The following is an 18,420-nucleotide window of genomic DNA, read 5'->3' as shown; positions in this document are numbered from 1 at the left end:
TGTTCTACCTGTTCAGACGGCGGCGGTAACGGGATCATGTTTGAATCTACACCATAGTGGTGGCAGATCTTCCGGCAACGGGCGGTATTCGCCAATCTCGGACCAGCCCCCAGGGCCATGGAAATCACTGCCGGCGGTGACCAGCAGGCCGAACTCACGGGCCAGGATCGCCAGGCTGCCGACCTGCTCGGCAGGCTGATGGCCGTTGACCACCTCAATGGCATGGCCCCCCGCTTGAATATAGTCGGCGACCAGGCGACGGCGCTTGCTGCGAGTGAAATCATAATGCCATGGATGTGCCAGGCTGACCCAGGCGCCAGCGGCCCGCAGGGTCTGGACGGTTTCTTCCAGCGTCGGCCAGTGCTGCTTGACATCCCCCAGCTTGCCGGCCCCCAGCCATTTGCGGAACGCTTCGGCGCGGTCCTTGACGAACCCCTCGCGCACCATCCAGTCGGCAAAGTGTGGCCGGGCCGGTGCGTTGCCGCTGTCGCCCAGTTCCTGCTGGATCTGCCGGGCGCCGTCCAGCGCACCGGGCATGCCCTTGAGGGCCAGCTTGCGGCTGATCTCTTCGGAACGCAGCCAGCGCCCGTCGCGCAACTGCGCGATGGCCTGGACCAACGCGGGCGCATTCACATCGAAACCATAGCCCAGCACATGGATGGTCGCCCCGCCCCAGGTACAGGACAACTCGACCCCATTGACCAGTTGCATGCCCAGTGCCGTGGCGGCGCTGCGGGCCTCGTCGAGGCCTTCGAGGGTGTCGTGATCGGTCAGGGCCAGGACTCGCACGCCGTGCTCGAACGCCCGCGCCACCAGAACCGCAGGCGCCAGGGCGCCATCGGAGGCCGTGCTATGGCAGTGCAAATCAACATTCACGAGAGTTTGTTACCTCAAATCAGCTGGCCCTATCGCGGCCAAGGATGTTTGTTATTATGCCGCCACATCCTGCTTCTGGCTGCCACTGTGAAACAATTCATCGACTTCATCCCGCTCCTGCTGTTTTTCATCGTCTACAAACTTGATCCCCGGGCCGTCGACTTCGCCGGTCATTCCTTGACTGTAGGCGGTATTTACAGCGCCACCGCAGTGCTGATCATCAGTTCCCTGGTGGTCTACGGCGCATTGTTCGTGTCCCAGCGCAAGCTGGAGAAGAGCCAGTGGCTGACCCTGATCGCCTGCCTCGTGTTCGGCAGCCTGACCCTGGCGTTCCACAGCGAAACCTTCCTCAAATGGAAGGCCCCGGTGGTCAACTGGTTGTTCGCCCTCGCCTTCATCGGCAGCCACTTTGTCGGTGACCGCTTGCTGATCAAGCGCATCATGGGCCATGCCATCAACCTGCCAGAACTGATCTGGACCCGGCTGAACATCGCCTGGATCGCGTTCTTCCTGTTCTGCGGCGCCGCCAACCTGTTTGTTGCGTTCACGTTCCAGGACTACTGGGTCGACTTCAAGGTCTTCGGTAGCCTGGGCTTGACGCTGTTGTTCCTGATTGGCCAGGGTATCTACCTGTCCCGTCATCTGCATGATGCCGACCCCACTACGCCAAAAACCGAGGACTGACATGCTCTACGCAATCATTGCTACCGACGTCGCCAACTCCCTGGAAAAACGCCAGGCCGCTCGTCCCGCGCACCTGGAGCGCCTGCAAAAACTCCAGGACGAAGGCCGCGTAGTGCTGGCTGGACCGCATCCGGCGGTGGACAGCAATGACCCGGGCGCCGCGGGCTTCAGTGGCAGCCTGATGGTGGTCGAATTCGACTCGCTGTCCGCTGCGCAGCAATGGGCCGAGGCCGATCCGTTCGTTGCGGCCGGCGTCTATGCCAATGTCGTGGTCAAGCCATTCAAGCAAGTCATGCCGTAAATGCCCCTGGCGCGATGAGCCTTCGCGGCTCATTGCGTTCAATTGCTCATTGTTCTCGTTTGCCTGCCGACAACCTGTCTAATCTCGATTGGAATTCAGGAGTTGCAATGCGCAAAGGTCCGTTGTGCCTGTTATTGGTCACGTTGGCGATCGGGGCACCCGCCCATGGCGAGGAGAACACCGAGGGCAGTCATTCGACGCCTTTGTCCCTGAGTGCCGGCAGCCAGATCGCCGAACTGCAGCAACGCTTGAAAGACAGCGAACGCCAGCGCGAAGAACTGAGCAAGCAGTTGCAAAACGCTGACAGCGAACGCGAGAGCGCATTGCTGGCCCGGTTGCGCCAGGAGAACCAGCGCCTGAAGCTGCAACTCAAGGAAGCCCAGGCCAGCCCCCTGCCACGCCTGTTGACCGATCAACAGCAATGGTTTGTCATCGGTGCCGGGGTAGCGCTATTGGCCCTGCTGTGCGGTATCTTTGCCAGCGGTGGACGTAGACAACGTCGGCAATGGCTAAATTGAGTGAGTCATGAGCGAGCTGTTACTGATAGACGATGACCAGGAGCTGTGCGAGCTCCTCGTTAGCTGGTTGAGCCAGGAAGGTTTTCAGGTCCGGGCCTGTCACGATGGCCAAAGTGCCCGCAAGGCCCTGGCCGAAACCGCCCCGGCAGCCGTGGTACTGGACGTGATGCTGCCCGACGGCAGTGGCCTGGAACTGCTCAAGCAATTGCGCAGCGATCACCCGGAGCTGCCGGTGCTGATGCTGTCGGCCCGGGGTGAACCGCTGGACCGTATCCTCGGCCTGGAACTGGGCGCCGATGATTACCTGGCCAAGCCCTGCGACCCACGCGAACTGACCGCCCGCCTGCGCGCCGTGCTACGGCGCAGCCACCCGACGGCCGTGTCCACCCAGATCGAACTGGGTGACCTGACTTTCAGCCCGGTGCGTGGCGTGGTCAGCATCGATGAACAGGAACAGGCCCTCACCATTTCCGAAAGCCGCCTGCTCGAAGCGTTGCTCAAGCAGCCAGGCGAGCCGCTGGACAAGCAGGAACTGGCGCAGATCGCCCTGGGCCGCAAGCTGACCCTGTACGACCGCAGCCTCGATATGCACGTGAGCAACCTGCGCAAGAAGATCGGTCCCCACCCCGACGGCCGCCCGCGCATCGTAGCGCTGCGTAGCCGTGGCTATTACTACAGCCTCTAAAGGTTGTGGCTGCTATTACGCCCTAGAGACTGTAATTGCTATTACAGCCCCTGGAGGCTTTTGTGGCGAGGGAGCTTGCTCCCGCTGGGCTGCGAAGCGGCCCCAAGATTTTGCGGTTGCTGCGCAACCGAGCGGGAGCAAGCTCCCTCGCCACAATGAACCAAGAGCCCTCCTCCTTCCCATTGCATGCCCCACGGGGTTTTGTGCAGGCTGTTTGTCAGGTCCGTACCAAAACCTCTTTACCCAAGCTTTACCCACCCCTGACCGCCGCTGACCTTGATCTCCGTAATCTGCACTCATCCGGAACTGACCGGGAATGAGACAAGGAGACACACCATGCGCAAGACCCTTATCGCTCTGATGTTCGCTGCTGCCCTGCCGACCGTCGCCATGGCCATGCCTGGAGACGCCGGCCCGATGGGTCCGATGGATGGCCCGCGCCACGGCGGCATGATGCATGACAAAGGTCCCTTCAGCGATCTGGACCTGAGCCGCGAACAGCGCCAGCAAATTCGCCGGATCATGGGCGAACAGCGCCACGAACAACGCGAACTGGTAGACAAGTACCTGGCCAAGCTGTCGCCAGCCGACCAGAAAGCCATGCAAGACGAAATGGACGCCCGGCATCAGAAGATCGATGCCCAGATCCGCGGGCTGTTGAAGCCTGAGCAGCAGAAAGAGTTCGACGCGATCCAGAAGAAACAGGCCGAGCGTCGCGCCGAGTGGGCTGAGTTCAAGGCCTGGAAAGCGCAACAGCCGCAAAAAGCGCAATAATGCACTGAAGCCCCCCAGCCCAACGGCAAGTCGCCGTTGGGCTTTCTTTGTTTTCGAGGATTTACCGTGCGTTCATTGTTCTGGCGCATCCTGGCCAGTTTCTGGCTGGCCATCGCTCTGGTTGCAGGACTTTCGCTCCTGATGGGCCACATGCTCAATCAGGACGCCTGGATCCTCAGCCGCCATCCGGGTCTCAACACCCTGCCCGAAGAGTGGACACAAACCTACGAAAGCCAGGGCGAGGACGCCGCGCAGGACATCCTGCAACAGCGCAAGCGTCAGTATCACATCGACGTCCAAGTGTTCAATGAAAGCGGCGACCCGGTGGTGCGCGGCACCTTCCCACATCGCGCCGCGGCCTTCGAGGCTCGGCAGAACAACAACGAGCGACGCCTACCCTGGCGGCGACTGACCGACGAATTCACCAGCGCCAAAACCGGCGACACGTATCTGTTCATCTACCGCATCCCCCATCCCGAACTGGACGCCTGGCACCGCGACAGCCTGCTCTGGCCCCTCAGTGCGCTGGGGATCGCGCTGGTGGTGCTGACCTTGTTCAGCCTGTTGGTGACGCTTTCCATCACTCGCCCGCTGAGTCGCCTGCGTGGCGCGGTGCATGACTTGGGCCAGGCCGCCTATCAGCAGAACAGCCTCGCCAAGCTGGCCAACCGGCGAGATGAGTTCGGCGTACTGGCCACTGACTTCAACCGCATGGGTGCGCGCCTGCAAAGCTTGATCACCAGCCAGCGACAACTGCTGCGCGACGTGTCCCACGAACTGCGCTCGCCCCTGGCCCGGCTGCGCATTGCCTTGGCCTTGGCTGAACGGGCCAGCCCCGAGGAGCGTGAAAGGCTCTGGCCACGCCTGACCCGCGAATGCGATCGCCTGGAAGCGCTGATCAGTGAAATCCTGGTGTTGGCCCGGGTCGATGCCGACAACGCCAGCGCCGAAGAGGTGGAACTCAACGGTTTGCTGGTCACCCTGCAAAAAGATGCGCAACTGGCCTCACCGGAACAAACCGTGCAGCTCGAAACCGAGGCGGACCTGACCCTCAAGGGCTGGCCGACCATGATCGAGCGAGCAGTGGACAACCTGCTGCGCAACGCCCAGCGCTTCAATCCGGCCGGGCAATCGATCGAGATGCACGCGATGCGCCAGGGTGAACGGATCCTGATCAGCGTGCGCGACCACGGGCCAGGCGTGGATGCCGAACACCTGGGACAATTGGGCGAGCCGTTCTACCGCGCGCCCGGCCAGACCGCCGCCGGCCATGGCCTGGGCCTGGCCATCGCGCGCCGTGCCGCCGAACGCCACGGCGGCACGCTGGTGCTGGGCAATCATCCTGGCGGCGGGTTCATCGCGACGCTGGAGTTGCCGTTGGTGCCGGGGGCGGTCGTCCAGCCGTAACCTGCAAATGAACAGTTGATCCGTTGACTCCAGGGCAACGCTGCACCCTGTGGCGAGGGAGCTTGCTCCCGCTGGGCTGCGAAGCGGCCCCAAGATTTTGCGGTTGCTGCGCAACCGAGCGGGAGCAAGCTCCCTCGCCACAGGGAATCGAGCAAGCCTGAGTGAGCAGTGTTGCCGCCAGGCAAGCGCGACCCCCTCAACCAAACGATAATTCCTCTTATTCAAACAGCCCCGCCCTGTTAGACTTTGCGCCCTCGTTTTCACTCATCTCCCAGGACGCCCGATGCCGTCGTTGCCTCTTCGTTTATGTGCGCTGTTCATGGCCCTGGGCCTGAGCGCCTGCGATGATGCCCCGCGCTTTACCCAGGCCGAGCCGGGTGAAGCCCGTTCCGGTGGCGCCGCGACAGTACGCAAGACGGACCAGAACGCCTTTTCCCTGCCCTCGGCCAACCTGCCGCCCTCACGGCGCGTGGATTTCAGCGTCGGCAACAGTTTCTTCCGCAGCCCCTGGGTGATCGCCCCCTCGACCACCACCGCTCGCGACGGCCTCGGGCCCTTGTTCAACACCAACGCCTGCCAGAACTGCCACATCAAGGACGGCCGCGGCCACCCACCTGCGCCGGACGCGACCACCGCGGTATCGATGCTGGTACGCCTGTCGATCCCCGACACACCGCCATACGCCAAGGTCATCGAACAATTGGGCGTCGTGCCGGAACCGGTTTACGGCGGGCAATTACAGGACATGTCCGTGCCCGGCGTCGCCCCCGAAGGCAAGGTGCGGGTCGATTACACGCCGGTCCCCGTGCGTTTCAAGGACGGCACCGTGGTGGAACTACGCAAGCCGGACCTGCAGATTACCCAACTGGCCTATGGGCCGATGCACCCGGACACGCGTTTTTCCGCCCGCGTCGCCCCGCCGATGATCGGCCTGGGACTGCTTGAGGCGATCCCCGACGAAGCCATCCTCGCAAACGCCGAAGCCCAGGCCCGGGAGAAAAACGGCATCGCCGGGCGTCCCAACGAGGTCTGGGACGATGCCCAGCAAAAAACCGTCCTGGGAAGGTTCGGCTGGAAGGCCGGACAGCCCAACCTCAACCAGCAGAACGTCCACGCGTTCTCCGGCGACATGGGCCTGACGACAAGCCTGCGACCCTTCGACGACTGCACCCAGACCCAGGCCGACTGCAAGCGTGCGCCCAGCGGCAACGGCCCCGATGGCGAACCGGAAGTCAGCGACAACATCCTGCGACTGGTGCTGTTCTATAGCCGCAACCTCGCCGTACCGGCCCGGCGCGAGGTGAATTCACCCCAGGTGCTGGCGGGCAAGAATCTGTTCTTCCAGGCCGGTTGCCAGTCCTGCCACACCCCGAAATACACCACCTCCGCCAACGCCGCCGAACCGGAGTTGGCGAACCAGGTCATCCGCCCTTACACCGACCTGCTGTTGCACGACATGGGCGAAGGCCTGGCGGACAACCGCAGCGAATTCAAGGCCAGCGGCCGTGACTGGCGAACCCCGCCGCTGTGGGGCATCGGCCTGACCGAAACCGTCAACGGCCACACCCAGTTCCTGCATGACGGCCGGGCCCGCAACCTGCTCGAAGCCGTGCTGTGGCATGGCGGCGAAGCACAAGCGGCGCAGCGTCAGGTTTTAGCGTTCAATGCCGAGCAGCGCACTGCGTTGCTGGCCTTCCTGAATTCCCTTTAAATGCCTTTTCCAGAAGTGGGAGCACGACATGTTCCGTCCCAAGCTGTTGTTCACCAGCCTCGCCGCCATCGCCCTCGGTGCCTGCTCGCCCCAGGATCCACAAGCCGTAACCTCGGCCGCCATCGCCAAGCAAGTGATCCTGCCGACCTATAGCCGCTGGGTCGACGCCGACCGGCAACTGGCGACCAGCGCCCTGGCTTTCTGCCAAGGCAAGGAAAACCTGGAAACCGCCCGCGCCGATTTCCTCAAGGCACAAAAAGCCTGGGCCGAATTGCAACCGCTGTTGATCGGTCCGCTGGCCGAGGGCAACCGCGCCTGGCAGGTGCAGTTCTGGCCGGACAAGAAAAACCTGGTGGGCCGTCAGGTCGAGCAATTGGTCAACAGCGAGCCACAGATCGACGCCGCCGGCCTGGCCAAGTCCAGCGTCGTGGTCCAGGGCCTCTCGGCCTATGAATACCTGCTGTTCGACGCCAAGATCGACATGGCCGACAGTGCGCAAAAAGCCAAGTATTGCCCGCTGCTCACCGCCATTGGCGAACGCCAGAAACAACTGGCCGAAGAGATCCTGTCGCGCTGGAACACCAACGACGGCATGCTCGCCCAGATGAGCAAATTCCCCAACCAGCGCTACGCCGATTCCCACGAAGCCATCGCTGACCTGCTGCGGGTCCAGGTCACCGCCCTCGACACCCTGAAGAAAAAACTCGGCACGCCGATGGGCCGCCAGAGCAAGGGTGTGCCGCAACCGTTCCAGGCCGATGCCTGGCGCAGCCAGTCGTCGCTGCAAGGCCTGGAGGCCAGCCTGAGCGCGGCCAGGACTGTCTGGGCCGGCGTGGACAACAAGGGTCTGCGCGGCCTGCTGCCCAGCGACCAGAAACCGTTGGCGGACAAGATCGACGCAGCCTACGATGCCTCCTTGAAGTTGTTCGCCAGCAGCCAGCGTTCGCTGACTGAAATGCTCAACGACGATGCCGGGCGCCAGCAACTCAACGATTTGTATGACAGCCTCAACGTCGTCCATCGCCTGCACGAAGGCGAACTGGCCAAGGCGCTGGGCATTCAACTGGGCTTCAATGCCAACGATGGTGACTGATCATGTTTCGACGTCAGGTCCTGGCACTGGGCAGCTTGCTGCTCGGTGCCGTCACCCTGGGCGGCTGGACGCTGTTCAAGCAAAAGGACAAGCACCCACTCTTGCTTTCGGCACGGGACGATGGCGACGGCAAGCACTACGCCGTCGGCTATCGACTGGACGGCACCCGGGTGTTCGCCACCCAGGTCGGCCAACGCTGCCATGACATCATCAATCATCCGACACAGCCGATTGCGCTGTTCGTCGCCCGTCGCCCCGGCACCGAAAGCTACTTGATCGACCTGCGCGACGGGGCGCTGCTGCAAACCATCGCCTCGTTGCCGAACCGGCATTTCTACGGCCACGCGGTCATCCATAACAGCGGCGAATGGCTGTACGCCACCGAGAACGACACCACCGACCCGGGACGCGGCCTGTTGGGCGTTTACCGTTTCGAAGGCGAGCGGCTGGTGCACAGCGGCGAGATATCCACCCATGGCATCGGTCCGCACCAGGTCTCATGGATGCCTGACGGCGAAACCCTGGTGGTGGCCAATGGCGGCATTCGCACCGAGGCCGAAAGCCGGGTCGAAATGAACCTCGACGCCATGGAGCCGAGCCTGGTGCTGATGCAACGCGATGGCACCCTGCTGAGCAAGGAAACCCTCGCCCAATCGATGAACAGCGTGCGCCACCTCGGCATCGCCAGTGACGGCACCATCGTCTCCGGCCAGCAGTTCATGGGCGCAGCCCACGAGTCGTCGGAACTGCTCGCGATCAAGCGGCCGGGCCAGCCGTTCCAGGCGTTTCCCCTGCCTGAGGAACAATTGCAGGCCATGGGGCACTACACCGCCAGCGTCGCCGTGCACAGCGACCTGCGCCTGGTGGCCCTGACCGCTCCCCGTGGCAACCGCTTTTTCATCTGGGACCTGGACAGCGGTGAAGTGCGCCTGGATGCACCTTTACCGGACTGTGCCGGTGTGGGTGCGGTGGCCGACGGTTTCGTCGTGACGTCGGGACAAGGGCGTTGCCGTTATTACGATTGCCGGCAGACACAACTGGTTGCAAAGCCACTGGATCTGCCGGCAGGGCTCTGGGACAACCATTTGCATCTGGCCTGAGCCAGGGAGCGAAGCCCATCGGCGCCGAGCTCCCTGATTTTTCGGAAAAATCCCACGCACCTCCAGCCCGCCAGCATCTGGAATAGCCCGCACACTCAGGGTAATGTGCCCGCCTATCTGTATTTTCTCTCAGCTCTTTTCCAAGGAAGTGGAACATGCTGCGACGCCGCATGCTGATCATGTTGGGTGTTGTCCTGCTGGTGGTGCTGTTGCTCGCCGGCTACAAGGCCTTCTCCATCTACCAGCAGATCCAGATGTTTTCTGCACCGAAACCACCCGTCAGCGTGGCCGTGGCCAAGGCCATCGAGCAGCCCTGGCAGGCACGCCTGCCCACCGTCGGTAGCCTCAAGGCCCTGCAAGGCGTGGACCTGAGCCTGGAAATCGCCGGGACCGTGCAGAAGGTGCAGTTCCAGTCCGGGCAGAAGGTCAAGGCGGGCCAGCCGCTCCTGCAACTGGATAGTGAAGTCGAAAGCGCCCTGCTGGAAACCGCCGAGGCCGACCTTGGCCTGGCGCAACTGGATTTCGGTCGCGGCCGACAGCTGGTGGGCAGCCAGGCGATCTCCAAGGGCGAATTCGACCGGCTCTCGGCACAACTGAAGAAGAACCAGGCCACGGTCAACCAGCTCAAGGCTTCGCTGGCCAAAAAACAGATTCTGGCGCCATTCAGCGGCACCATCGGCATTCGCCAGGTGGACGTCGGCGACTACCTGGCCAGCGGCACGGTGATCGCTACCCTGCAGGATCTCAGCAGCCTTTATGTGGACTTCTACGTACCTGAGCAAACCGTGCCCAGGCTCGCGGTCGCCCAACCGGTCAACGTCAGCGTCTCGGCCTATCCCGGGCAGACCTTCGTCGGCACCATCAGCGCGATCAACCCCAAGGTCGAGGACAGCACCCGCAACGTCCTGGTGCGCGCCACCCTGGCCAACCCCGACGGCAAGCTGCTGCCCGGTATGTTCGCCAACCTGCAGGTGATCCTGCCGGACGTGGCCGCCGGAATCGTCGTGCCGGAAAGCGCCGTGACCTACACCCTCTACGGCAACTCCATGTACGTGGTGGCGCAAAAGAAAGCCGCCGACGGCACAGTCGAGAAAGACGACAAGGGCCAGCCGGTCCTGATCGCTGAACGGCGTTTCGTTGAAACCGGCGAGCGACGCGACGGGCAGGTGCTGGTTACCAAAGGTGTGCAGAGCGGCGACCAAGTCGTGATCGCCGGCCAGATCAAGCTCGATAACGGTACGCCGATCGCCGTCAGCGACGACAAGACCCTGACCGAACAGAACAGCCCGCCGCGCGCGGACTGATCAAGGAACCCCCATGGCTTTTACCGATCCGTTCATCCGCCGTCCGGTGCTCGCCACCGTGGTCAGCCTGTTGATCGTGCTCCTGGGTTTCCAGGCCTGGAGCAAGCTGCCCCTGCGTCAGTATCCACAAATGGAAAACGCCCTGATCACGGTGACCACCGCCTACCCCGGGGCCAACGCCGAGACCATCCAGGGCTACATCACCCAACCGATGCAACAGAGCCTGGCCAGTGCCGAGGGCATCGACTACATGACCTCGGTCAGTCGCCAGAACTTCTCGGTGATTTCGGTCTATGCCCGCATCGGCTCCAACAGCGACCGGCTCTTTACCGAACTGCTGGCCAAGGCCAACGAGGTCAAGAACCAGTTGCCCCAGGATGCCGAGGACCCGGTCCTCAGCCGCGAGGCCGCCGATGCCTCGGCACTGATGTACATCAGCTTCTTCAGCAAGGAACTGAACAACCCGCAGATCACCGACTACCTGTCACGGGTGATCCAGCCCAAGCTGGCGACATTGCCCGGCATGGCCGAGGCGGAGATCCTCGGCAACCAGGTCTTCGCCATGCGCCTGTGGCTGGACCCGGTCAAGCTCGCCGGCTTCGGCCTGACTGCCGCCGACGTAACCAATGCCGTGCGCCAGCACAACTTCCTCTCCGCCGCCGGTGAAGTGAAAGGCGAATACATCGTCACCAGCATCAACGCCAACACCGAACTCAAGTCCGCCGAGGCCTTCGCCGCGATCCCGCTCAAGACCGACGGCGACAGCCGGGTGTTGCTGCGAGACGTCGCCCGCGTGGAAATGGGCGCCGAGAACTACGACACCATCAGTTCCTTTGGTGGCACACCCTCGGTGTACATAGGGATCAAGGCCACACCCGGTGCGAACCCGCTGGATGTGATCAAGGAAGTACGCAAGATCATGCCGGACATGGAGGCCCAGCTCCCGGCCAACCTCAAGGCCGAGATTGCCTACGACGCCACCCTGTTCATCCAGGCCTCGATCGACGAAGTGGTGAAAACCCTGTTCGAGGCGGTGCTGATCGTCATCGTCGTCGTGTTCCTGTTCCTCGGTGCCCTGCGTTCGGTGGTCATCCCGGTGGTGACCATCCCGCTGTCGATGATCGGCGTGATGTTCTTCATGCAGTTGATGGGCTACTCGATGAACCTCCTGACCCTGCTGGCCATGGTGCTCGCCATCGGCCTGGTAGTGGACGACGCCATCGTGGTGGTGGAGAACATTCACCGGCACATCGAGGAAGGCAAGACACCATTCGACGCCGCGATAGAAGGTGCCCGGGAAATCGCCATGCCGGTGGTCTCGATGACCATCACCCTGGCGGCGGTGTACGCGCCGATCGGCCTGCTGCAGGGCCTGACGGGCGCTTTGTTCAAGGAGTTCGCATTGACCCTGGCCGGGGCGGTGGTGATCTCCGGCATCGTCGCCCTGACCTTGTCACCGATGATGTGCGCCATGCTCCTGCGCCACGATGAGAACCCCTCGGGGCTGGCCCATCGGCTGGACATGGTTTTCGAGCGTCTGAAGAGCCGTTACCAGCGCATGCTTCACGGCACGCTCAACACCCGGCCGGTGGTACTGGTATTCGCCGTGATCGTACTGCTGCTGATCCCGGTGCTGATCATGTTCACCAAGTCCGAACTGGCCCCCGACGAGGACCAGGGCATCATCTTCATGATGGCCAACGCCCCGCAGCCAACCAACCTCGACTACCTGAACACCTACACCGATCACTTCATTACCATCTTCAAGGAGTTCCCGGAGTACTACTCCTCGTTCCAGATCAACGGCTACAACGGCGTACAGTCGGGCATCGGCGGCTTCCTGCTCAAGCCCTGGAACGAACGCAGCCGCACCCAGATGGAAATCCTGCCAGAGGTCCAGGCCAAGCTCGAAAGCGTGCCTGGTTTGCAGATCTTCGGTTTCAACCTGCCCTCACTGCCGGGCACTGGCGAAGGCTTGCCATTTGCGTTCGTCATCAACTCGCCGAAGGATTATGCGACGCTGCTGGAGATTGCCGAGCGTGTCAAAAAGCGCGCGTTGGAATCCGGCAAGTTCGCCTTCATGGACATTGACCTGGCGTTCGACAAACCCGAAGTCGTGGTGGATATCGATCGCGCCAAGGCCGCCCAGATGGGCGTCTCGATGCAGGATCTGGGCGGTACCCTGGCGACACTGCTGGGTGAAGCCGAGATCAACCGCTTCACCCTCGAGGGGCGCAGCTATAAGGTCATTGCCCAGGTCGAACGCCCCTTCCGGGACAACCCGGACTGGTTGAACAACTACTACGTGAAAAATGCCAAGGGTGAATCACTCCCGCTGTCGACCCTTATCAAGGTCAGCGACCGGGCGCGACCGCGACAGCTGAACCAGTTCCAGCAGCTCAATGCGGTGACCATTTCAGGCTTTCCCGTCGTAAGCATGGGCGAGGCGATCGAGACCGTCCGCCAGATCGCCCGGGAGGAAGCCCCAGCGGGGTTCGCCTTCGATTACGCCGGGGCTTCACGCCAATTCGTACAGGAAGGCAGCGCGTTGTGGGTGACCTTTGCCCTGGCCCTGGCGATTATCTTCCTGGTGCTGGCCGCGCAGTTCGAGAGTTTCCGGGACCCGCTGGTGATCCTGGTGACCGTGCCGTTGTCTATTTGCGGCGCCTTGATTCCGTTGTTCCTCGGCTGGTCGAGCATGAACATCTATACCCAGGTGGGGCTGGTGACGTTGATTGGCCTGATCAGCAAGCATGGGATCCTGATTGTCGAATTCGCCAACCAGCTGCGCAGGGAACAGAACCTGACACCGCGGGAAGCCGTGGAACAAGCCGCATCGATTCGTCTGCGGCCGGTGCTGATGACCACCGCTGCGATGGTGTTCGGCATGGTGCCGCTCATCTTCGCCACAGGCGCCGGGGCGGTGAGCCGCTTCGACATTGGCACGGTGATCGCCACCGGGATGTCGATTGGCACCTTGTTCACGCTGTTCGTGTTGCCTTGCGTCTACACGCTGCTGGCCAAGCCCGATAAACCCTGAAGGCGGCCAGAAGGGAACAGGAGTTTTTTTGTGGCGAGGGAGCTTGCTCCCGCTCGGCTGCGAAGCAGTCGTCAATGCACCAAGGCTACCTGAGCAATCGATTGGGACCGCTTCACGGTCCAGCGGGAGCAAGCTCCCTCGCCACAGGTTTCAGTGCTCGACTGGAGATTGCGGCAGGAAAAAAAAGGCCTCGCACAAGCGAGGCCTTTTGGGCTTCGTGATGTTCAACTCTGCGGCCTCATCCCTTGGGACAGGCTGAACATGAACAGCAACAGATCATCGTCCGGTCGGATCGCCTCACTCGTCTTTGCCACACGCGGCAGCGGACAATACGCACCCGCACTGGACGCACTGAGGATCTGCGAACGAGGCTGTTCCCAGACAGCCAACGCCATCGACGCAACTGCCAGGGCTCCGACTAAAAACAAACCTCTAGCAATTTCTAGTTTCATCGCTATAAACCTTTGATAGCGCTGCCAAACGCCGCCTCGTAAAAATAGACCAGTTTTTTCCAGTCAACCTCGCTGAACGACGAGTGGCGCCGCAGCTGCTTCAGGTCATGGGATGCCGCACGTTGGGCGGTCAGACGCTGGCGACACTTTTCAAAATCGAGCAAAGCCACTTCGGCCTTGGCCGCCTCGCCCTCCCCGCTCACACGCACAAAGACATGCTTGATGTAGATACAGCCATGTTGCCAACGGCCCTTGTGCATGCGAGCCAGGTTTTCAGCCAGTGCCAGGAGGATTTGATCATGCACGGCTTCGCCATGGCGCTCGCGGCCACCCCCGGCATACCAGTGCTCGATCTCTTCAAAACCTTCCAGCGCCTGGGTTACCAGCAGCGCACGCCACTGGTGAACCGGGTCCCATTGGGCGCCACAGAAAATGAGCTGAGGGACGCGAACATCCAGTCGGGTCAACGCCAGGAGTGCGTCTTGCTCGCGCAGCACGGTCGGTCTACCGAATGGGTGCAGCCAGCTGCGATAAATATGTCCGGTCTGACGCTTGGCATAAAGCAGCTTGCCATCCTTGCTCTTGATCCGCTGCACGCCGCTTTCACCGCCGCGACGTACATTAGGTTCTTCCACCCAATCACCCTGCTGACTCCAGAAATGTTCAAAGTCGTCGAGAAGAAACATTGATGGTTCTGCTGCCTGTACACCCATGCCCTTACCTCTTGCGTAATACATAAACTCGCCACATGGCATAGAGCGGTAGGAAATCCAGCCGTTCCTGAATGCGAAACCCAGACTGCCGAAACTCTTCTTCTACTGTATCTGTCGGTAACACAAATCGATTCTGGTAGTTTTTCTGCGCACGAGTGCGCTCCAGACGCTTGCGTTTCCAGGCCTTGAAATTGCCATCAACCCACAATGAAACGATCACGCTGTCGCGGCTGACACGCTCGAATTCCTTCAGAATCGCCAGTCGGTGCGCGGGTTCACCGATGTGGTGCAACAGACGCATGCAAAAAATGCTATCGACGGCGTTATCAGGCAACGCGATGTCGAACGCAGAAGTGTGCAAGGGTTGTACCCGTTTCACCACATCGGTCGGTTGAGCCTCCATTGCGGTCTTGAGCATGGCCTCGGAATTGTCCGCGCCGATGATGACTCGATTCGGCTTTTCGGCTAACAAAGACCAGAAGCGCCCGGCACCGCAGGGCAGGTCCAGGACCAGGCCGGGGTCTCCGACGAGGGCCAATGCACGCCGGGCCAGTTGTTGATCTCGCTGATTGGAAAGACGGCGACTCAAGCCACGGCGGTGCTTATGAAAATATTCCCTGGCGTGCTGCTCGTCGTATTTTTCAGAAAATTCCAGCTTGATGGGTTTGGACATTAGGCGGGTCTCGATGACTGATCGGCCCCACCTTATGGATCGGAATGTCATGCCTTTGTGAAAATAAAGTCAGGTAAACGCTCCAATGTTTACAAGACTTTTCGGCATGGAGGTTTAGCCCTCTGGATTCAATTCCACCTCGAAGTGGCAACCATTGGGCTCCATCGTACTGAGGCTGACTGTCCAAGCCTGGTTCTCGCAGATGCGCTGCACCAGCGACAAGCCCAATCCCAATCCCTCACCGCGTTTTTCGTTTCCGCGCACGAACGGCTCGAACATCGCCTCGCGCTTCTCCTCTGGAATCCCCACGCCGCTGTCCTCGACCACGAATCCGGTGGTGGTCAGCGAAAGGCGGATAAAACCCTGGTCAGTGTAGTGCAGGGCGTTACGCAATAGATTGCCCATCACGGCCGTCAGGAACGTGGCGTTATACAGGGTGTCGACGGGTTGCCCAGGTTCGAAGATCAGCGTCAGACCTTTGGATTCGATGGGGGCACGCCACACGCCAAGGAGGTTCTCGGCCACCTGCCCCAAGGTCAGTCGAGGCGACATGCCGTTGTCTTCACGCTCGGCCCTGGCGAGCATCAGGAAGGTCTGCACCAGCTCGCGCATCTCTTCACTGGCCCGATTGATGCGCTCGACCTGGGTACGACCGCGCGGGTCCAGCGCCGGGTTTTCCAACAGCAACTCACAAGAGGTCGCCAGGACCATCAACGGGGTGCGCAACTCGTGGCTCACGTCGCTGGTAAACAACCGCTCGCGGGTCAAGGCCTGGCGTAAACGCCCCAATGTGGCATCGAACGCCACCGCCAGTTCACCCACCTCATCGGCGGCATAATCCGGGGCCAGCGGCGGCGCGAGTCCCAGCAGTTGGTCGCGATGACGCACTTGCCGGGCCAGGCGAACCACGGGCGCCATTACCCGGCGTGCCAAGACCCAGCCCAAAAATACCGCCAGTGCCAGGCTGAGCACGAAACCCACCAGCACCACGGCGAACAGCACCCGTTCGCGCTCTTCGAAATCGCTCTGGTCCTGCAGCAACACGTAGTGCCGCCCATCAACGATCTCTACCATGGCGTGATAGGACAACTGCTCGCGAAACACCTCGTGGAAACCGCGCTCCAGATGGCGCAGATCCTTGGGCAACTCGAAGTCCCCCGGGCCGCCGCTGAAATAAAACAACTGGTCGGGTTCCGGCCGATGGTTCCAGTCCGAGACACTGTCCATCAACAGCAGGCGTTGCAAATCACCGCCAAGCCCGGCGGAAATCAGCTTCTCTTCCACCAGGTGGACCGTCGCCACGATGCCCATGGCGAAAGCGCCTGCCACCAGTGCGCTCATCAGCGCAAAGGCGATGATGATCCGTTGGGCGAGGCTCTGCTTAAACTCCATCGCGGCCCTCGGCCAAGCGATAGCCGACGCCATGTACGGTGTGCAACAACGGTTTGTCGAACGGTTTGTCGATCACCTGGCGCAGTTGATGAACGTGGCTGCGCAGGCTGTCGCTGTCCGGGCAGTCATCGCCCCACAAGGCTTCTTCGAGGATTTCGCGGCGCAGCACGTGGGGGCTTTTCTGCATCAGTACCGCCAGCAGCTTGAGGCCTACGGGGTTGAGCTTGAGCAGCTTGCCTTCACGGGTCACTTCCAGGGTGTCGAGGTCGTAGCTCAGGTCGCCAACCTGCAAGGCACGGCGGCCACCGCCCTGGGCCCGACGCATGACAGCTTCGATCCGTGCGGCCAGTTCCGACAGGGCAAACGGTTTGATCAGGTAGTCATCGGCCCCGGACTTGAAGCCCTGCAAACGATCGTCCAACTGATCCCGGGCGGTGAGCATGATCACCGGTGTATCGCGTCGGGCGTCTTCGCGCAGGCGCTTGCACAAGGTGTAGCCGTCGATGCCCGGCAGCATGATGTCGAGCACGATCAGGTCGTAGTGTTCGGTCGCGGCCAGGTGCAACCCCGACAAACCGTCCTGGGCACAATCGACGGTGTAACCCTTGAGCCCCAGGTAATCGGCCAGATTGGCCAGGATATCGCGGTTGTCTTCGACCAATAGAATTCGCATGGGCACCTCTGCGTACACAGTTAACGGCCATCTTGGCCCGCGCAGCTTACGGCCAAGTTTGGCTGACGGCTAGGATTGTATCGGCTGTGGCAGCCTGGACCCACAGCCAGACTGCAAGGCATTGACGAGTTTTTCACCCAACATTCACACCGTCCCGACGCAACACAGACCAGACTGCGCATCGCGCTGCTTACGCCCCCACCACCAAAGGTACTGCCATGGTTTCCACCGCCATCCGCCCCGCTTCCAGGCCCCTGAATTTCTGGATTGCCCTCGGCCTGCCTGCCTTTGTCGCAGCGATTCTGGTGTTACTGGAACTGACCACGTTGGACATGGACCTGGCGAAGCTGTTTTACGACCCGATGGCGGGTGGATTTATCGGTCGACACAGCTTTTTCCTGGAGGACATCCTGCACGACCGGGCCAAAGAGGTGGTGATCGTATTTTCCATGCTGGCGGTCCTGGGATTCATCAGCTCGTTCTTCATCGCCCGGCTCAAACCGCTCAAGCGCGAGCTCGGTTGCCTGGTGCTGTCCCTGGCACTGGCGACGTCCTTCGTCACGCCGATGAAAGCGGTGACAGCAGTGCAATGCCCCTGGAGCCTGAAGGAATTCGGTGGCAAGGAAACCTATAGCGAACTGCTCAGCCCACGGCCGGCCACGGACAAACCCGGTCGATGCTGGCCCGGCGGTCACGCCGCCACTGGGTTCACGTTGTTTGCGCTGTTTTTTGTGCTACGCGACCGCCGTCCACGCCTGGCCCGTCAAGCCCTGGTACTCGCCTTTACGCTGGGAACGGTGTTTTCCCTGGGGCGGATGATGCAAGGGGCGCACTTCTTTTCCCATAACGTGTGGACGGCGGTGTTCTGTTGGCTGATCTGCCTGGGGTGTTACTCCTACATCCTGTACCGACCGGCCGCCACGGCTGATCGTGTAGCTGTAACCAGTCCCGCCAATACCTGAAAGCCCCCCGGACAAACCCTGTGGGAGCAAAGCTGCTCGCGATTGCGAGGGCAGCTTCAGCA

General features: G+C 61.5%; 18 protein-coding genes. 12 read left to right on the top strand and 6 right to left on the bottom strand.

Annotated features, from left to right (window positions below):
- Positions 1–12 precede the first annotated feature (12 nt).
- Positions 13–876, bottom strand: a complete 864-nt coding sequence (locus TK06_RS28020; RefSeq protein ID WP_060740970.1) for a PHP domain-containing protein — start codon at positions 874–876, stop codon at positions 13–15.
- An 87-nt stretch (positions 877–963) separates the two neighbouring features.
- On the opposite strand from TK06_RS28020, the gene TK06_RS28015 reads away from it, so the two are divergent.
- The 11 genes from TK06_RS28015 to TK06_RS27965 all read left to right on the top strand — a co-directional run bounded on the left by TK06_RS28015 (position 964) and on the right by TK06_RS27965 (position 13,493).
- On the top strand, positions 964–1,560 hold the full coding sequence (locus TK06_RS28015) for a septation protein A (protein WP_063324677.1): 597 nt from the start codon (positions 964–966) through the stop codon (positions 1,558–1,560).
- Position 1,561: 1 nt separating this feature from the next.
- Positions 1,562–1,861: a YciI family protein gene (locus TK06_RS28010; protein WP_057452480.1), complete on the top strand. Its 300-nt coding sequence runs from the start codon at positions 1,562–1,564 to the stop codon at positions 1,859–1,861.
- Between the two features lie 107 nt (positions 1,862–1,968).
- Entirely contained in the window at positions 1,969–2,379 is a 411-nt protein-coding gene (locus TK06_RS28005) for a hypothetical protein (RefSeq protein ID WP_063324676.1), read from the top strand.
- A 7-nt stretch (positions 2,380–2,386) separates the two neighbouring features.
- On the top strand, positions 2,387–3,064 hold the full coding sequence (locus TK06_RS28000; protein WP_063324675.1) for a response regulator transcription factor: 678 nt from the start codon (positions 2,387–2,389) through the stop codon (positions 3,062–3,064).
- Positions 3,065–3,400: 336 nt separating this feature from the next.
- Positions 3,401–3,838 (top strand): Spy/CpxP family protein refolding chaperone, encoded by a 438-nt coding sequence (locus TK06_RS27995; protein ID WP_063324674.1) that lies wholly within the window; start codon positions 3,401–3,403, stop codon positions 3,836–3,838.
- Between the two features lie 66 nt (positions 3,839–3,904).
- A complete protein-coding gene (locus TK06_RS27990) occupies positions 3,905–5,245 on the top strand; it encodes a sensor histidine kinase (RefSeq protein WP_063324673.1) in 1,341 nt (446 codons plus the stop codon).
- A gap of 283 nt (positions 5,246–5,528) precedes the next feature.
- Complete coding sequence (locus TK06_RS27985) at positions 5,529–6,956, top strand: di-heme oxidoredictase family protein (protein ID WP_063324672.1); 1,428 nt, start codon at positions 5,529–5,531, stop codon at positions 6,954–6,956.
- Between the two features lie 28 nt (positions 6,957–6,984).
- Positions 6,985–8,049, top strand: a complete 1,065-nt coding sequence (locus TK06_RS27980; RefSeq protein ID WP_003204891.1) for an imelysin family protein — start codon at positions 6,985–6,987, stop codon at positions 8,047–8,049.
- A 2-nt stretch (positions 8,050–8,051) separates the two neighbouring features.
- Positions 8,052–9,149: a DUF1513 domain-containing protein gene (locus tag TK06_RS27975; protein WP_063324671.1), complete on the top strand. Its 1,098-nt coding sequence runs from the start codon at positions 8,052–8,054 to the stop codon at positions 9,147–9,149.
- Positions 9,150–9,304: 155 nt separating this feature from the next.
- Positions 9,305–10,453: an efflux RND transporter periplasmic adaptor subunit gene (locus TK06_RS27970; protein ID WP_063324670.1), complete on the top strand. Its 1,149-nt coding sequence runs from the start codon at positions 9,305–9,307 to the stop codon at positions 10,451–10,453.
- Positions 10,454–10,466: 13 nt separating this feature from the next.
- Positions 10,467–13,493: a multidrug efflux RND transporter permease subunit gene (locus TK06_RS27965; RefSeq protein ID WP_063324669.1), complete on the top strand. Its 3,027-nt coding sequence runs from the start codon at positions 10,467–10,469 to the stop codon at positions 13,491–13,493.
- A gap of 224 nt (positions 13,494–13,717) precedes the next feature.
- Here the strand turns inward: TK06_RS27965 and TK06_RS33150 are convergent, their stop codons facing one another.
- From TK06_RS33150 to colR, 5 genes are all read right to left on the bottom strand, one after another.
- Positions 13,718–13,945, bottom strand: a complete 228-nt coding sequence (locus TK06_RS33150; RefSeq protein WP_063324668.1) for a hypothetical protein — start codon at positions 13,943–13,945, stop codon at positions 13,718–13,720.
- Positions 13,946–13,947: 2 nt separating this feature from the next.
- Positions 13,948–14,658 (bottom strand): lipopolysaccharide kinase InaA family protein, encoded by a 711-nt coding sequence (locus tag TK06_RS27955; protein ID WP_063324667.1) that lies wholly within the window; start codon positions 14,656–14,658, stop codon positions 13,948–13,950.
- Positions 14,659–14,662: 4 nt separating this feature from the next.
- Entirely contained in the window at positions 14,663–15,331 is a 669-nt protein-coding gene (locus TK06_RS27950; RefSeq protein WP_063324666.1) for a class I SAM-dependent methyltransferase, read from the bottom strand.
- A gap of 114 nt (positions 15,332–15,445) precedes the next feature.
- Complete coding sequence (locus TK06_RS27945; protein WP_063324665.1) at positions 15,446–16,723, bottom strand: sensor histidine kinase; 1,278 nt, start codon at positions 16,721–16,723, stop codon at positions 15,446–15,448.
- Positions 16,713–17,396, bottom strand: a complete 684-nt coding sequence (colR, locus tag TK06_RS27940; RefSeq protein ID WP_025215158.1) for a two-component system response regulator ColR — start codon at positions 17,394–17,396, stop codon at positions 16,713–16,715. The genes TK06_RS27945 and colR overlap by 11 nt, the downstream gene beginning before the upstream one ends.
- 218 nt (positions 17,397–17,614) lie before the next feature.
- On the opposite strand from colR, the gene TK06_RS27935 reads away from it, so the two are divergent.
- Positions 17,615–18,358 (top strand): phosphatase PAP2 family protein, encoded by a 744-nt coding sequence (locus TK06_RS27935; protein WP_063324664.1) that lies wholly within the window; start codon positions 17,615–17,617, stop codon positions 18,356–18,358.
- Positions 18,359–18,420: the final 62 nt, after the last annotated feature.

This window comes from Pseudomonas fluorescens (assembly GCF_001623525.1).
Taxonomy (GTDB): domain Bacteria; phylum Pseudomonadota; class Gammaproteobacteria; order Pseudomonadales; family Pseudomonadaceae; genus Aquipseudomonas; species Aquipseudomonas fluorescens_Q.
The sequence above is the reverse complement of the archived record's forward strand: the minus strand, read 5'-3'. Positions and strand labels throughout refer to the sequence as shown.

Excerpts from the sequence above, each read along its gene's own strand:
- TK06_RS28010 (WP_057452480.1), top strand. The coding sequence starts at position 1,562 with ATGCTCTACGCAATCATTGCTACCGACGTCGCCAACTCCCTGGAAAAA.
- TK06_RS28005 (WP_063324676.1), top strand. The coding sequence starts at position 1,969 with ATGCGCAAAGGTCCGTTGTGCCTGTTATTGGTCACGTTGGCGATCGGG.
- TK06_RS28000 (WP_063324675.1), top strand. The coding sequence starts at position 2,387 with ATGAGCGAGCTGTTACTGATAGACGATGACCAGGAGCTGTGCGAGCTC.
- TK06_RS27995 (WP_063324674.1), top strand. The coding sequence starts at position 3,401 with ATGCGCAAGACCCTTATCGCTCTGATGTTCGCTGCTGCCCTGCCGACC.
- TK06_RS27985 (WP_063324672.1), top strand. The coding sequence starts at position 5,529 with ATGCCGTCGTTGCCTCTTCGTTTATGTGCGCTGTTCATGGCCCTGGGC.
- TK06_RS27980 (WP_003204891.1), top strand. The coding sequence starts at position 6,985 with ATGTTCCGTCCCAAGCTGTTGTTCACCAGCCTCGCCGCCATCGCCCTC.
- TK06_RS27975 (WP_063324671.1), top strand. The coding sequence starts at position 8,052 with ATGTTTCGACGTCAGGTCCTGGCACTGGGCAGCTTGCTGCTCGGTGCC.
- TK06_RS27970 (WP_063324670.1), top strand. The coding sequence starts at position 9,305 with ATGCTGCGACGCCGCATGCTGATCATGTTGGGTGTTGTCCTGCTGGTG.
- TK06_RS27965 (WP_063324669.1), top strand. The coding sequence starts at position 10,467 with ATGGCTTTTACCGATCCGTTCATCCGCCGTCCGGTGCTCGCCACCGTG.
- TK06_RS33150 (WP_063324668.1), bottom strand. The coding sequence starts at position 13,945 with ATGAAACTAGAAATTGCTAGAGGTTTGTTTTTAGTCGGAGCCCTGGCA.
- TK06_RS27955 (WP_063324667.1), bottom strand. The coding sequence starts at position 14,658 with ATGGGTGTACAGGCAGCAGAACCATCAATGTTTCTTCTCGACGACTTT.
- TK06_RS27950 (WP_063324666.1), bottom strand. The coding sequence starts at position 15,331 with ATGTCCAAACCCATCAAGCTGGAATTTTCTGAAAAATACGACGAGCAG.
- TK06_RS27945 (WP_063324665.1), bottom strand. The coding sequence starts at position 16,723 with ATGGAGTTTAAGCAGAGCCTCGCCCAACGGATCATCATCGCCTTTGCG.
- colR (WP_025215158.1), bottom strand. The coding sequence starts at position 17,396 with ATGCGAATTCTATTGGTCGAAGACAACCGCGATATCCTGGCCAATCTG.
- TK06_RS27935 (WP_063324664.1), top strand. The coding sequence starts at position 17,615 with ATGGTTTCCACCGCCATCCGCCCCGCTTCCAGGCCCCTGAATTTCTGG.